Here is a 12,657-nt window from a genome sequence, read left to right as displayed (position 1 = left end):
TTCCTCAGTTGCCACTCACCTTGCGGCCTTGCTCGCTGCCGAACAATTCGTTCAGCGCGGCGTGCTCGTTGCGTTGGCTCAACACACTGTGCACCCATTGCCTGTGCAGTTGCAGGCTGATGCCGGGTTGCGGCACGGCCCGCAGTTTTTGCTGCAACTCGGCATGCGCACCTGGATCGAGCCGCTTCAAGGTCTCGTGGAAGGGCGGCCAGTCGAGCAACAGGAAGGCGAGCAGCGGGCCGGGGTGGTGGGCGAACTCGCGATGATGCAATCCCTTCAGTCGCCGCAAGACATCGTCGGGATCGACCGCTGCGTGCGGCGCACGGACGCCCGCGGCAACCTCGGTGTCGATTTCATTACGGAGGTCGGTGAGGACGCTTGCGACAGAGGCCACACTGCCGGGTTGGCACAATGCAACATACATGTCGTGCAGCTGCCTTTCCTGCTGAGCGCAATGGAAGGCGGCTTTGCCGATGGCGATCAATTCGGACAGGGCGTTGTCGTACCGGCCTGCCTGCGCGCGCTGCGTGTCGAGCGTCTGGTTGACCGCCAGGAAGACCCCCATCGTCCGGATGGGGATGTCGTGCGCCCGCGACTTGACGACGCGCAGGATCTCATCGACCACGTTCTCGTTCACGACAAAGGTGGCAAGCGCGGCGGGCACGGTGGCATCGAGCTCCCATTCCGGATACGCGTCCTTGCACTGATGAAGTTTGCGCAGGAAGTCGGCGAATTCGTGCGCACCATCCCGCTCGGCATATTTCAGCCATTGGGAAGACTGCGCGTCGGCATTATGGGAATACCAGATCTCGATCGCGGTATCGAGTTCGCTCGATCCCGTCGCGGTCCGCGGGGGCACCGCCGCGGCGAAACCGGCGGAATATCCCAAGGCTGCATTGAGCTGGCCCAGCAATTCATCCAGGTCCGTGATGATTGCCTCGACCGGGGCATGGACGGACGTTGCTGCCGTCGTGGCTGTCCTTGCCGTCGCCGCCGCTGCGGCACCCTTGCCCAGCAAGGCATCGATCAGTTCTGCTTCTGTCTCGCAGAAGATCGGTCGGGTGTCGCGTGGTCTTGCTGGATCGGTCAAGGCATTGCGCAGGTTGATGACCCGATTGCGATGCTTCTCCAGCCTCAGCGTGATGGAGGGCGGCAAATCCAGGGCGGCGTCACCGAGAGGCGTGTCATGCAGGATGCCGTGGAGCTGGCACCATGGTTCCGCGAAAGCGCTGGAGCGTGGTTGCCTCTCCCATGTGGTGGCCAGTTCCAGCAGTTCGTTCGCGGCGGTCTCACAGGCTGCGCGTTCCTGGGGTCTTGCAAGCGCGACGCCGATCCGCGGCGCCATGCAGCCTGCGTCCTTGATGAAGTTGCGATGCCCATCGCCCGGTTGTTCTCCCCACGGGGCCAACTGCGCCAGGAAAAAGCCGGGCTCATGGGGAAATCCGAACCCCTGGGGCAGCGCGCCTAGCGTCCACTCCATGGTTTCCCTGGGCACCTGTCCCGGCTGCGCTTCCTCCTGGAGAAAATTCCTCAGGGCCAGGCCGACGCCCACGCCAAGATGGTGCTGGTGCGGTGGCCGATCCAGGTAATTGGCCACCTCATCGAAAAGGCGGCCGTCACCGTCGGCGTAGCGTTGCATGTTGCCAGTGACGTATAGCGTTGCCATGGCGCTGAGGACGCGCTGGGCCAGGCACGTCCGCTTGAGGTCGTCATGGGGGCCAAGATAATCGGCTACCGCGTTGCGCAGGAACACGCCGGGCGAAAAGTCCTGCTGTCCGGCATCGGATTCGAGGGACGTGAGGGAAGAGAGGGATGAGGGAGATGGGGAAGCGGGTCCCGGGATATTGTTTCGGATGTCCATGGCCGTGCCTATGCTGCCGTTGAGAAACAGGCATAGGTGTCACATGGCGTGAAATAAGTTTCATCGCCATGGCGCCGGGGGGCGGCGTTACTTGATATCGGTTCTGGAGAGAGGCCCGATGGGCGCCGCCCTGCGCGTTCGGATCAGCTTGCCTGTCCCACCCGTTCCGCGATGAAGCTGCCTGGCCTTGCCTCGGTTGGCGCACCCTCCATCCAGGTCGCCACGCCGCCGACGAACACATGCCGCATGCCCTCGCAGGGCGTTTCAGGTTCGTCGAAGGTGGCGCGGTCGATGATGGTCTCCGGGTCGAAGACGGCCAGGTCGGCGTGGAAGCCCTGCGCCACCTGCCCGCGTTCGCGCAAACCGAAGCGCAGTGCCGTCAGGCCGCTCATGCGGAAGACGGCTTCTTCCAGGGAGAACACGCCCAGCGTGCGCGCGTAATGGCCCAGCACGCGGGGAAAGGTGCCCCACAGGCGCGGGTGGGGGCGGGCGTCGGCGGCCAGGCCGTCGGACCCTATCATGGTGTCCTGATAGGCCAGGATGCGGCGCACGTCCTGGTCGTCCATGATGAAGTAGACCGCGCCGCCGGGCAGCAGGCGTTCGGCGGCGTCACGGCGCGAACAGCCCCATTCTTCCGCCAGGTCTTCCAGATAGCGTCCGCTGGCCTCGGGATGCGGCTTGGACCACGTGATCATGATGCGGTCGCAGATCTCCACCCGCTCCGGCCGCAACATGGTGGACGACGCATCGTAGGGATAGCAGTCCATGCACACGGCCTGGCGTGCCGCCGCCGCGCGCACATGGGCCAGGGTCTGTGCCGAACGCCCGTGATTCTGCGTCCCCACCAGCTTGTGGTGCGAGATGACGATGGGTACGTTCAGTGCCGCGCCGATGCGCAGGCTTTCGTCGATGGCCTCCATGACCTGGTTGCCCTCGTCGCGCATATGGGTCGCATAGACGCCACCCAGGCGCGACAGCGGTTCACAGACGGCGATGACTTCCGCTTCGGTGGCGGCGGCGGCCGGCGGATAGAACGTGCCGGTGGATACGCCCAGCGCGCCGTCGCGCAACGCCTGCTCGACGTCGGCACGCATGGCGGCGATCTGTGCCGCATCGGCCGGTACGTCCAGGTTCTGCATATGGCGCACCCGCAAGGTGGAGTGTCCGACCATGGCGGCCACGTTCACCGCGGGTGGCTGCGCCGCAATGGCGTCGCGATACTCGGCGAAGCTGCCGAAGCGGTAGCCGCCGCCCAGCAGGTTCAAGGGCGGCGGCGGCAGTGCTTCCGATCGCAGCGGTGCCAGGCTGATGCCGCAGTTGCCGTTGATGACGGTGGTCACGCCCTGCGAGACCTTGGGCGTCATGGCGGGCATCTCCAGGACGGCCCAGTCGTCATGCGAATGGCAATCGATGAAGCCGGGGGCGATGACCAGTCCGCTGACGTCCATCCTGCCGCCCGGCGCCGTCGGCGCCGAGGCCAGGTCGCCAATGGCGGCAATGCGGCCGGCGCGCAAGCCGACATCGGCGCGGCGGCGCGGAGCGCCGGTGCCGTCGACGACGTCGCCACCTTGCAGTATCAGGTCATAGGCTTGCTGGGCGTCCATGCTGGAGATCCTTGAAGAGGAGCGGAATCCGGCATTGTGCGTCCACCTGGCGAATCTGGCCAATGCCTAAGGCGTTGTCTCCCATAACCTGCGGGCCAGGTCCATGGACATGCCTTGGCTCAGCAGACCGCCCACGACGCCCTGATGGGAAAGATGCTTCTCGACCATCCGGTGCACGAAAGTGCTGAAGAGGGTGGACTCCCTCCATACATACGACGGGAAATCCGCGGGCAGGTCCTGGGCGCCACGGGCTTGTGTCTCGACCTGGCCGGCGGCCGTTGTCGATCTTTCCCTTTGGACGTTGCGGAAGTCCTCTTCCACGATATCCATGAGACGCCGCGGCGGTCGTGGGCGATAGCCGCTCGTGTTTGCCTGGATATCGTAGACGCCTTTGCCGATCTCGAATTCATCGATGCATTGCCGTAGGCGGATCCAGGCCTGCACGGGCGTGTTCGGATCGCACACTTCCGTCGCTTTCTTGAAGACCTGCTCGCGCAGTTCCCGGTTGCCAGGCAGCTTGGGCAGGGCCTCGAAAACCGGTGAACACAGCGATGCGAAGCATTCGGTTGGCTTCTTCGCCAACTCGACCAGGATGCGCGTGAATTGGGCGGCGCCGGGTTCCCACCGAAACACGTTCCATCTGGCGGGAGGATTGTCGTCAGTCTTCCAGAGGCTGACCGCGCATTCGATGCCGTGGACACCGCTCCAGGTTCGCGGCTTCGGCGGCATGGTAAGGCCGTTGCCCAACAGCCTGCTGTACAGGGTGTAGACCTCGGGCCTCTGGCTGTTGAGCAGGCTTTCCAATGACTGCAGGCTCTTGCGCGCATTAGCACGATGCCCGTTCTGCAGATTGGCCAATACGCGGTCGAACTGTACTAAATAGGGTGGAGGAAGGACCTGCCTGATCAGGCCCCGCAGGCTCTTCATTCTCTCTGCCGCGGCGATCTCCAATCTTGGCGTCTCGGCGGCGAGCACCCGGCAAATCACGTCCAGCACGTAGTGGTAGCGCTCAAGGAAACACATGATGGCGGGCGGCATATCGAGCAGAAGATCCGTCGGCTCGGCGGACAGGACAGGCTGCAAATCTTCCTCTAGAAGTTTCACCACATTCGAGCAGCTCGTCCGTGGTGCAGGGTTGACCTGCCAGGACGGCAGAAAGCTTTCAGGGCCATCTACCGATTCAAGGATGAGTTCGCTTGGTATTCGCCTGGCCGCATTGCGCACGCTGTTTGCCTTGGCCGCGATGCTGTCCCGGCGATCCGGTCCATCCAGCAATCCAGTGGCAGTGAGCGTGCGTTCGTAGCTTGCTCCCATCAGGTCCAGGCCCGCGTGCCGCCGGGCGCCGGCATCGTCGCTTGCCTCTCCTTCATCCGCGCCATCGTGAACCACGCGAAGCAATGCCGTGGCGTCATCGCAGCTACCGTGGCGTTCAAGCACGACCGCGGCCGTTGCGACGCGATGTTCCCTGGTCATCAGGAAATCGACCAGCGTCGGTACCAATGCCGGCTCATCCTGGAAGGGAGGGCGTGTCAGGAACTGGATCGCCATGGTTTTCGCATCGGGTTCAGCCTGGGCTTTGTCCTCGAATTCATAGGCGCACAGGGCCAGCAGCCGTGCATCCGCCAAGGCGAAGCTGGAGAACTGCCCCATGGACCGCAGGTAGCGATCCACCCATTGCGCGGCAATGTCGTGCAGGACGTTGCCTGGACCTGCATCGACCGTCGGAGGTGGTGCGCTGGCCGCAGGAAACGCGGTGGCGTGACTGAAGGCGGGGGTTGCGTGAACAGGCATGGTGGTTGGTCCAGAGGTAGAAGCCGCAAGCGGAGGAACACTTACGTGCCGATCCCCCATGTCCGCGTTCCTTGCAAGCCCCGGCTCCGCCGCGCACGTTTGATGTTCTCTTTGCGCGGGGCGCCAGCTTTACCGCCATAACCTTTAGGGCATGGTAAACCCTCGTTCCACAGCATCGAACGGCAGGGTTCCCTAAAATTTATTATCGTTAACCCTAGTTTTAGCGCATGCGGATAACCATGGGTTATGGTCCCTGCCGCAATTGCTATTTGTACGGCGTCCGACCCGAACGGCATGATTCCCTTCCTGAATCCCAGTCGCGGAATTCCAAGGACATCTGCCATGCGTATCTTCAGCGCCGGTCTCGGCACCGAGACCAATACCTTCGCTCCCTTGCCGACCAGCCTCGATTCGTTTCGCGGCAAGGAATATTTTCCGGCCGGCCAGCATCCCGATACGCCCACCGCGCAGGGCGCGCCCCTGTGGGTGGCGCGCAAACGCGGCGCGCCGCTGGGATGGACGTTGAAGGAAGGCCTGGTGGCGTCGGCGCAGCCCAGCGGCACCACCACCCGCGATGCCTATGAAACGCTGCGCGAGGAAATCCTGGCGGACCTGCGCGCGGCCTTGCCCGTGGACATCGTGCTGCTGGGCCTGCATGGCGCCATGGTGGCCGATGGTTATGACGACTGCGAAGGCGACCTGCTGCAACGGGCCCGCGCGATCGTGGGCCCGGATGTCGTCATCGGCACGGAGCTGGACCCGCACGCGCATCTCAGCCCGCTGATCGTGGCCAGCGCCGACGTGGTGGTGCTGTACAAGGAATATCCCCATACCGACATCGTGCATTGCGCCGAACAGCTGCTCGACCTGTGCCTGGACAAGGCGCAGGGCAAGACGCGGCCGGTAGCGGCGCTGGTGGATTGCGAGATGGTCGTGCCCATGCACACCTCGCGCGATCCGGCCAAGGGCTTCGTCGATCGCCTGCGCGCCATGGAAGGCAAGGACGGCGTGCTGTCGCTGTCCTTCTCCATGGGATTCGCCACTGGCGACGTGCCGGAGATGGGCGCCAAGGTGCTGGTCTATACCGACGGTGACGAGGCGCAGGCACGCAGCCTGGCGCGCAAGCTGGCCGATGAACTCATCAGCCAGCGCGACAACCTGATGGTGAAGTACCGCACGGTAGACGAGGGCATCGATGAAGCGCTGGCCTTCGACGGCGCCCCGGTGGTGCTGGCCGATCGCGCGGACAATCCCGGCAGCGGCGCGCCCGGCGATTCCACCTACGTGCTGCGCCGCCTGCTCGAACGCCGCATCACCGATGCCGCGCTGGGCCCATTGTGGGACCCCATTGCCGTGCGCATCGCTTTCGATGCGGGCGAGGGTGCCACGCTGCCCATGCGCCTGGGCGGCAAGGTAGGACCCCTGTCCGGCGATCCGGTGGACGTCACCTGTACCGTACGCGCCCTGTATCGCGACATGAAGATGACCAGCCTGACGGGCAGCCCCGCGCCCATGGGTGACTGCGCATTGGTGCACGCGCAGGGTGTAGACATTGTTCTGGTCTCGAATCGAAATCAGGCAATCAACACGGATCTGTTCTCGCAATTGGGCTGTGACCTTGCCGCGCACAAGATCGTAGTGGTGAAATCGGCCCAGCACTTCCATGCTTCGTACTCGAAGATTGCCAAGCATGTGGTCTACGTAGGCGCGCCAGGCGTGGCCACGCCGGACTGGAAGACGCTGGTCTACAAGAAGATCCGCATGCCGAAATGGCCGCTGTAGTTGGGCGCCGTAGCTGGCAGCCGTAGTTTGCCCCTGCGCTTGGCCGCCATAATCCGACCCGCTTTACGCACGATTCCTGTTATTTCCCCGACCCCGAACCTACGGAGCCGTCCCATGAAACGCCGCTTATTCTCCGCGCTTGCCGCCCTGTCCATGGCCGCCGCCTGCTTCTCCGGCGCCCCCGCCCAGGCCGAGGGCAAGACCCTGCGGCTGGTGCCTTACGCCGACCTCAAGGTGCTGGATCCCTTCTTCACCACGGCCTACATCACCCGCAATTTCGGCTTCATGGTGTACGACACCTTGTTCGCGCCCGATGCCAAGGGCAATCCGCAGCCGCAGATGGTGGCCAATTACAAGGCCTCGGAAGACGGCAAGTCCTGGACCTTCACGCTGCGTGACGGCTTGAAGTTCAGCGACGGCAACGCCGTCAAGTCCGCCGACGTGGTGGCGTCGCTGGAGCGCTGGGAAAAACGCGACAACATCGGCCGCGCCATGGTGGCGGCCGGCGGCAAGTGGGCCGCGATCGACGACAAGACCTTTACGCTGACCTTGGACCAGCCTTTCGGGCCGGTGCTGGACGGCCTGGCCAAGGTCGCCAGCTATCCCGCCTTCATCATCCCCGAGCGCCTGGCGAAGATGCCCGATACCGCGCCGCTGAACGAGGTGGTCGGCTCCGGTCCCTACACGTTCAAGCGCGACGAATGGGTGCCCGGCAGCAAGCTGGTGTTCCTGCGCAACCCCGCCTATGTGGGGCGCACTGAAGCCCCTTCGGGCCTGGCCGGCAACCGCACCTCGCACGTGGACCGCGTCGAGTGGGCCATCCTGCCGGATGCCAACAGCGCCATCGCCGCCCTGAAGAACGGCGAGGTCGACATGATCGAAGAAGTCACGCCCGACTACATCAAGGCCCTGCGCGGCGACAGCGACGTGCATACGGGGGTGACCGGCAAGTCGCAAGCCTATCTGATCATGAACCATGCCAACCCGCCCTTCGACAAGGTGCAGGCACGCCAGGCTCTGCGCCACGCCATCGACCAGGAGAAGTTCGTGGCGGCCATGGGCTACCCCGAAGACCTGCGCATGAACTACTGCGCGTCCTTCTTCATCTGCGGCAGCCCCAACGAAACCAGCGCCGGCGCCGAGCCTTATCGCAAGGTTGACATGGCGCTGGCCAAGAAGCTGCTGGCCGAATCCGGCTACAAGGGCGAGAAGATCGCTGTGATGCTGCCCACGGACGTGGCCTATCTGAATTCCGCCACCCTGGTGGCGATCCAGGCCATGCAGGACCTGGGCATGAATGTGGATATCCAGTCCATGGACTGGGCCACGGAAACGGCCCGCCGCGCCAGCAAGAACCCGGTGGAGAAGGGCGGCTGGAGCGTCTACCTGTCCTCGGCCGCCGACTACAACGTCAACTCGCCGCTGAACAACACCTACCTGGGCGCCGCTTGCGGCAACAGCCTGCCCGGCTGGCCTTGCGACAAGCAGCTCGATGAACTGCGCACGCAGTGGATAGGCGCCACCGACCCGGCCAAGCGCAAGGCGCTGCTCGACCAGTTCCAGGCGCGCGCCTACGAGGTGTTCCCGTACATCGCGGTCGGCCAGTTCGATCGTGTGCACGCGGTGCGCACGGCGGTCAAGCACAGCGACCTGCTGTGGGGCCTGCCCAACGTCTGGGTGCTGGACAAGTAAGCGCGGAGTTCGCATGGCTTATGTCATTCGGCGCATCCTTGCCACGCTGCCGGTCATGGCGGTGGTGGCGGTGATCGTCTTCCTGCTCATACATCTGTCGCCTGGCGACCCGGCGGCCCTGATCGCCGGTGACCTGGCCACCGCCGAGGATATCCAGCGCCTGCATACGGCGCTGGGCCTGGACCAGCCGCTGTGGCAGCAGTTCTTCCTGTGGGCGGGCCGGCTGCTGCAAGGCGACCTGGGTACGTCCCTGTTCACCCAGGTGCCCGTTTCCCGGCTGCTGGCGCAGCGGCTGGAGCCCACCTTGTCGATCGCGCTGCTGACCATGGGCGTGTCCATCCTGGTGGCCATCCCCATGGGCGTGCTGGCGGCGTACAAGGCGGGCAGCTGGATCGATCGCCTGGTGATGATCTTCGCGGTGCTGGCGTTTTCGGTGCCGGTGTTCCTGGTCGGCTATCTGTTGATCTACGGCTTCGCCGTACAGCTGCACTGGCTGCCGGTACAGGGCTATACGCGCCTGTCCAGCGGACTGTGGCCGTGGCTGCGCAACCTGATCCTGCCCTGTGTGAACCTGGCGCTGGTGTATATCGCGCTGATCACGCGCATGACGCGCGCCACCGTGCTGGAAGTGCTGCATGAGGACTACATCCGTACCGCCCGCGCCAAGGGCCTGGCGGTGCTGCCGGTGCTGGGCCATGCGCTGCGCAATGCGGCGATACCCATCGCCACCACGGTCGGCGTGGGCATTGCCTTGCTGATCGGCGGCGTGGTGGTGACGGAAACCGTGTTCGCCATACCCGGTATCGGCCGGCTGGTGATCGATTCGGTGCAGCACCACGACTACCCGGTCATCCAGAGCGTGCTGCTGCTGTCGGCCGCCACCTATGTACTGATCAACCTGCTGATCGACCTGAGCTACCGCCTGTTCGATCCACGCATCCGCTATTGATGCGGCCCCAGGGGGAAATCGAAATGCCTGAAACTTCTGCCGGCAACACCGCGGCGGGTGCCGTGGACGTTGGCGCCGGCGCCGCGCTGGAGGCGCCGCCCTCCCTGCGCTGGCGCTGGCTGCGCAAGCACCCGACCCTGATCCTCGGTCTGGTGCTGCTCGTCGCCATCGCGGTGCTGGCCCTGGCGGCGCCGTGGATCGCCACCCACAATCCCACCTCCATCAATCCCTTGCAGCGCCTGAAGCCACCGTCGGCCGAGCATTATTTCGGCACCGACGCGCTGGGCCGCGATGTGTTCAGTCGCGCCGTGTGGGGCGGCCGCGTGTCGCTGGTGGTGGCGATCTCGGTGGCGCTGCTGGCCACCGCGCTGGGCGTGGCGCTGGGGCTGGCGGCCGGCTTCGTGCGCTGGGCCGATTCCTTGATCATGCGCATCATGGACGGCTTGATGGCGATTCCGGACATCCTGCTGGCCATCGCGCTGATGGCGGTGATCCGTGCCAGCCTGTCGACCGTCATCCTGGCCATCACCATTCCGCAGGTGCCGCGTGTGGTGCGGCTGGTGCGCTCGCTGGCACTGACCCTGCGCGAACAGCTGTTCGTCGAGGCGGCCCATGCCATCGGCACGCGCCTGCCGGTAATTCTGGTACGGCATATCCTGCCCAATATCGTCACGCCGCTGATCGTGCAGGCCACTTTCATCGCCGCTACCGCGGTGCTGACCGAAGCGGTGCTGTCCTTCCTGGGCGTGGGCGTGCCGGCCCAGGTGCCGAGCTGGGGCAATATGATGGCCGACGGCCGCAACTTCGTGGCGGTGGCCTTCACGGTCATCCTGTTCCCGGGCATGCTGCTGGCCTTGACCGTGCTGGCGATCAATATGATCGGCGACGGCCTGCGCGATGCGCTCGATCCGCGCCTGGCCAATCAACTGTAAGGGGGGGACATGACTGCAGATCTGTCGTCCGCGCCGGTCCTGCTGGAAGTGGACAATCTGTCGACCTGGTTCGATACCGTGGCCGGCACGGTGAAATCCGTCAATGGCGTGTCCTACCAGGTGCGCGCCGGCGAGACCCTGGGCGTGGTGGGCGAATCGGGCTGTGGCAAGAGCGTCACCGCGCTGTCCATCATGCGCCTGCTGGCCATGCCGCCGGCGCGCTTCGCCAGCGGCGAGGTGCGCTACCGCGGCAGCAACCTGCTGGCGCTGACCGAGAAGCAGATGCGCGCCATTCGCGGCAACCGCATCTCCATGATCTTCCAGGAGCCGATGACTTCGCTGAATCCGGTGTTGACCGTGGGCCGGCAGATCGCCGAGACGGTCATGGTGCATCAGAAGGTGGGCAAGCGCGAAGCCATGGCGCGCGCCACGGAAATGCTGCGCCTGGTGCAGATTGCCGAACCGCAGCGCCGCGTCCTGGAGTATCCGCACCAGCTGTCCGGCGGCATGCGCCAACGCGTGATGATCGCGCTGGCGCTGGCCTGCAATCCGGAGGTGCTGATCGCCGACGAGCCGACCACCGCGCTGGATGTGACCATCCAGGCCCAGATCCTGGACTTGCTGCGCGGCCTGCAGGAGAAGCTGGGGATGGGCATCGTCATGATTACGCATGATCTGGGCGTGGTCGCCGAGTCCTGCCAGCGCGTGGTGGTGATGTATGCCGGGCGCAAGGTGGAGGAAGCGGCCGTGGCGGATCTGTTCGATCGTCCGCTGCATCCGTATACCCGCGCGCTGATGGCATCGATGCCGTCGATGAACAGCGCGGGACGGTTGACGGAGATTCCCGGCATGGTGCCGCCGTTGACGCAGCTGGGCGCGGGTTGCAGTTTCGCGCCGCGCTGTACCTACGCCACCGAGCGCTGCCGCCGCGAGACGCCGGCTTTGCGCGGCTTGGGCGGCGATCACGTGGTGGCGTGTTTCGAGGCGGAACGGGTGGGTGCGGACAGCATCGAAGGGGTGACGGCATGAGTGGAGTTCCTTTGCTGCAGGTGCGCGACCTGGTCAAGCATTACGCGGGGGCGTCCAGCTGGTTGGGCCGCAAGCGCCCCACCATACAGGCGGTGGATGGCGTGTCCTTCGACGTCGAGCGGGGCGAAACCCTGGCCCTGGTGGGAGAGTCCGGTTGCGGCAAGACCACCACCGGCAAGTCGATCTTGCGCCTGATAGAGCCGACCTCGGGATCGGTAAAGCTGGACGGCGAAGACATCGCCAAGCTGGATGGCGCGGCGATGCGCGAGCGTCGGCGCGACATGCAGATCATCTTCCAGGATCCCTACGCTTCGCTCAATCCGCGCATGACCGCCGGGGCCATCGTGGCCGAGCCCATGCGCAATTTCAGCGGGGGGCAAGGACAAGGACAAAGCGCGCGGGAACGCGCCGAACGGGTGGCCTGGCTGTTCTCCAAGGTGGGCTTGCGGCCGGAGGCCATGAAGAAATTCCCGCACGAATTCTCGGGCGGGCAGCGCCAGCGGCTGGGCATTGCGCGCGCCCTGGCGCTGCAGCCCAAGCTGATCGTGTGCGACGAGCCGGTGTCGGCCCTGGATGTGTCGGTGCAGGCGCAGGTGATCAATCTGCTGACCGATCTGCAGCAGGAATTCGGCATCGCCTATCTGTTCGTGGCGCACGACCTGGCGGTGGTGCGCCACATCAGCCATCGCGTGGCGGTGATGTACCTGGGCCAGGTGGTCGAACTGGCGGATCGCCAGACGCTGTTCGCGCAGCCGCGCCATCCGTATACGGAAATCCTGCTGTCGGCGGTGCCGGTGCCGAATCCGCATGTGCGCAGCCAGCGCATACTGCTGCGGGGCGATCCGCCCAGCCCGGCCAATCCGCCCAGCGGCTGCCGCTTCCACACGCGCTGCCCGCTGGCGCAGGACATCTGCAAACGGGAGCGGCCGGTGCTGTCGCCACGGTCTGGCAGCGCGGCGGCTGACGGCGCAGGCACGGGCGCAAACCAGTGGGTGGCGTGCCATTTTCGATAACGGT

Annotated in this window: 9 protein-coding genes; 6 read left to right on the top strand and 3 right to left on the bottom strand. The window is 65.0% G+C overall.

Annotated elements, in window-relative coordinates; all coding sequences use genetic code 11:
* Nucleotides 1-4: 4 nt before the first annotated feature.
* The 3 genes from CEY05_RS13060 to CEY05_RS13050 form a co-directional block, all read right to left on the bottom strand.
* Nucleotides 5-1,639 carry a hypothetical protein gene (locus CEY05_RS13060; protein WP_143220425.1) on the bottom strand — a complete coding sequence of 545 codons (1,635 nt, stop codon included), beginning with the start codon at nt 1,637-1,639 and terminating at the stop codon, nt 5-7.
* A 365-nt stretch (nt 1,640-2,004) separates the two neighbouring features.
* Nucleotides 2,005-3,465 carry an amidohydrolase family protein gene (locus CEY05_RS13055; protein WP_088598768.1) on the bottom strand — a complete coding sequence of 487 codons (1,461 nt, stop codon included), beginning with the start codon at nt 3,463-3,465 and terminating at the stop codon, nt 2,005-2,007.
* A gap of 66 nt (nt 3,466-3,531) precedes the next feature.
* The gene (locus CEY05_RS13050; protein ID WP_143220422.1) at nt 3,532-5,256 is read right to left on the bottom strand and encodes a hypothetical protein; all 1,725 of its coding nucleotides are present in this window, start codon (nt 5,254-5,256) and stop codon (nt 3,532-3,534) included.
* 342 nt (nt 5,257-5,598) lie between these two features.
* On the opposite strand from CEY05_RS13050, the gene CEY05_RS13045 reads away from it, so the two are divergent.
* From CEY05_RS13045 to CEY05_RS13020, 6 genes are all read left to right on the top strand, one after another.
* Nucleotides 5,599-7,038, top strand: coding sequence for a M81 family metallopeptidase (locus tag CEY05_RS13045; protein WP_088598766.1), 1,440 nt, complete (start codon nt 5,599-5,601; stop codon nt 7,036-7,038).
* 114 nt (nt 7,039-7,152) lie between these two features.
* Nucleotides 7,153-8,730, top strand: a complete 1,578-nt coding sequence (locus CEY05_RS13040) for an ABC transporter substrate-binding protein (RefSeq protein WP_088598765.1) — start codon at nt 7,153-7,155, stop codon at nt 8,728-8,730.
* A 13-nt stretch (nt 8,731-8,743) separates the two neighbouring features.
* Complete coding sequence (locus CEY05_RS13035; protein WP_088598764.1) at nt 8,744-9,679, top strand: ABC transporter permease; 936 nt, start codon at nt 8,744-8,746, stop codon at nt 9,677-9,679.
* Between the two features lie 23 nt (nt 9,680-9,702).
* On the top strand, nt 9,703-10,611 hold the full coding sequence (locus CEY05_RS13030; RefSeq protein WP_088598763.1) for an ABC transporter permease: 909 nt from the start codon (nt 9,703-9,705) through the stop codon (nt 10,609-10,611).
* A 9-nt stretch (nt 10,612-10,620) separates the two neighbouring features.
* Nucleotides 10,621-11,640: an ABC transporter ATP-binding protein gene (locus CEY05_RS13025; RefSeq protein WP_088598762.1), complete on the top strand. Its 1,020-nt coding sequence runs from the start codon at nt 10,621-10,623 to the stop codon at nt 11,638-11,640.
* The gene (locus CEY05_RS13020) at nt 11,637-12,653 is read left to right on the top strand and encodes an ABC transporter ATP-binding protein (RefSeq protein ID WP_088598761.1); all 1,017 of its coding nucleotides are present in this window, start codon (nt 11,637-11,639) and stop codon (nt 12,651-12,653) included. The genes CEY05_RS13025 and CEY05_RS13020 overlap by 4 nt, the downstream gene beginning before the upstream one ends.
* Nucleotides 12,654-12,657 lie beyond the last annotated feature (4 nt).

Origin of the sequence: Achromobacter sp. HZ34 (genome assembly GCF_002209485.1) — a bacterium.
GTDB lineage: Bacteria > Pseudomonadota > Gammaproteobacteria > Burkholderiales > Burkholderiaceae_B > Bordetella_C.
The sequence above is the reverse complement of the archived record's forward strand: the minus strand, read 5'-3'. Positions and strand labels throughout refer to the sequence as shown.

Excerpts from the sequence above, each read along its gene's own strand:
- CEY05_RS13045 (WP_088598766.1), top strand. The coding sequence starts at position 5,599 with ATGCGTATCTTCAGCGCCGGTCTCGGCACCGAGACCAATACCTTCGCT.
- CEY05_RS13060 (WP_143220425.1), bottom strand. The coding sequence starts at position 1,639 with ATGCAACGCTACGCCGACGGTGACGGCCGCCTTTTCGATGAGGTGGCC.
- CEY05_RS13035 (WP_088598764.1), top strand. The coding sequence starts at position 8,744 with ATGGCTTATGTCATTCGGCGCATCCTTGCCACGCTGCCGGTCATGGCG.
- CEY05_RS13025 (WP_088598762.1), top strand. The coding sequence starts at position 10,621 with ATGACTGCAGATCTGTCGTCCGCGCCGGTCCTGCTGGAAGTGGACAAT.
- CEY05_RS13020 (WP_088598761.1), top strand. The coding sequence starts at position 11,637 with ATGAGTGGAGTTCCTTTGCTGCAGGTGCGCGACCTGGTCAAGCATTAC.
- CEY05_RS13030 (WP_088598763.1), top strand. The coding sequence starts at position 9,703 with ATGCCTGAAACTTCTGCCGGCAACACCGCGGCGGGTGCCGTGGACGTT.
- CEY05_RS13050 (WP_143220422.1), bottom strand. The coding sequence starts at position 5,256 with ATGCCTGTTCACGCAACCCCCGCCTTCAGTCACGCCACCGCGTTTCCT.
- CEY05_RS13055 (WP_088598768.1), bottom strand. The coding sequence starts at position 3,465 with ATGGACGCCCAGCAAGCCTATGACCTGATACTGCAAGGTGGCGACGTC.
- CEY05_RS13040 (WP_088598765.1), top strand. The coding sequence starts at position 7,153 with ATGAAACGCCGCTTATTCTCCGCGCTTGCCGCCCTGTCCATGGCCGCC.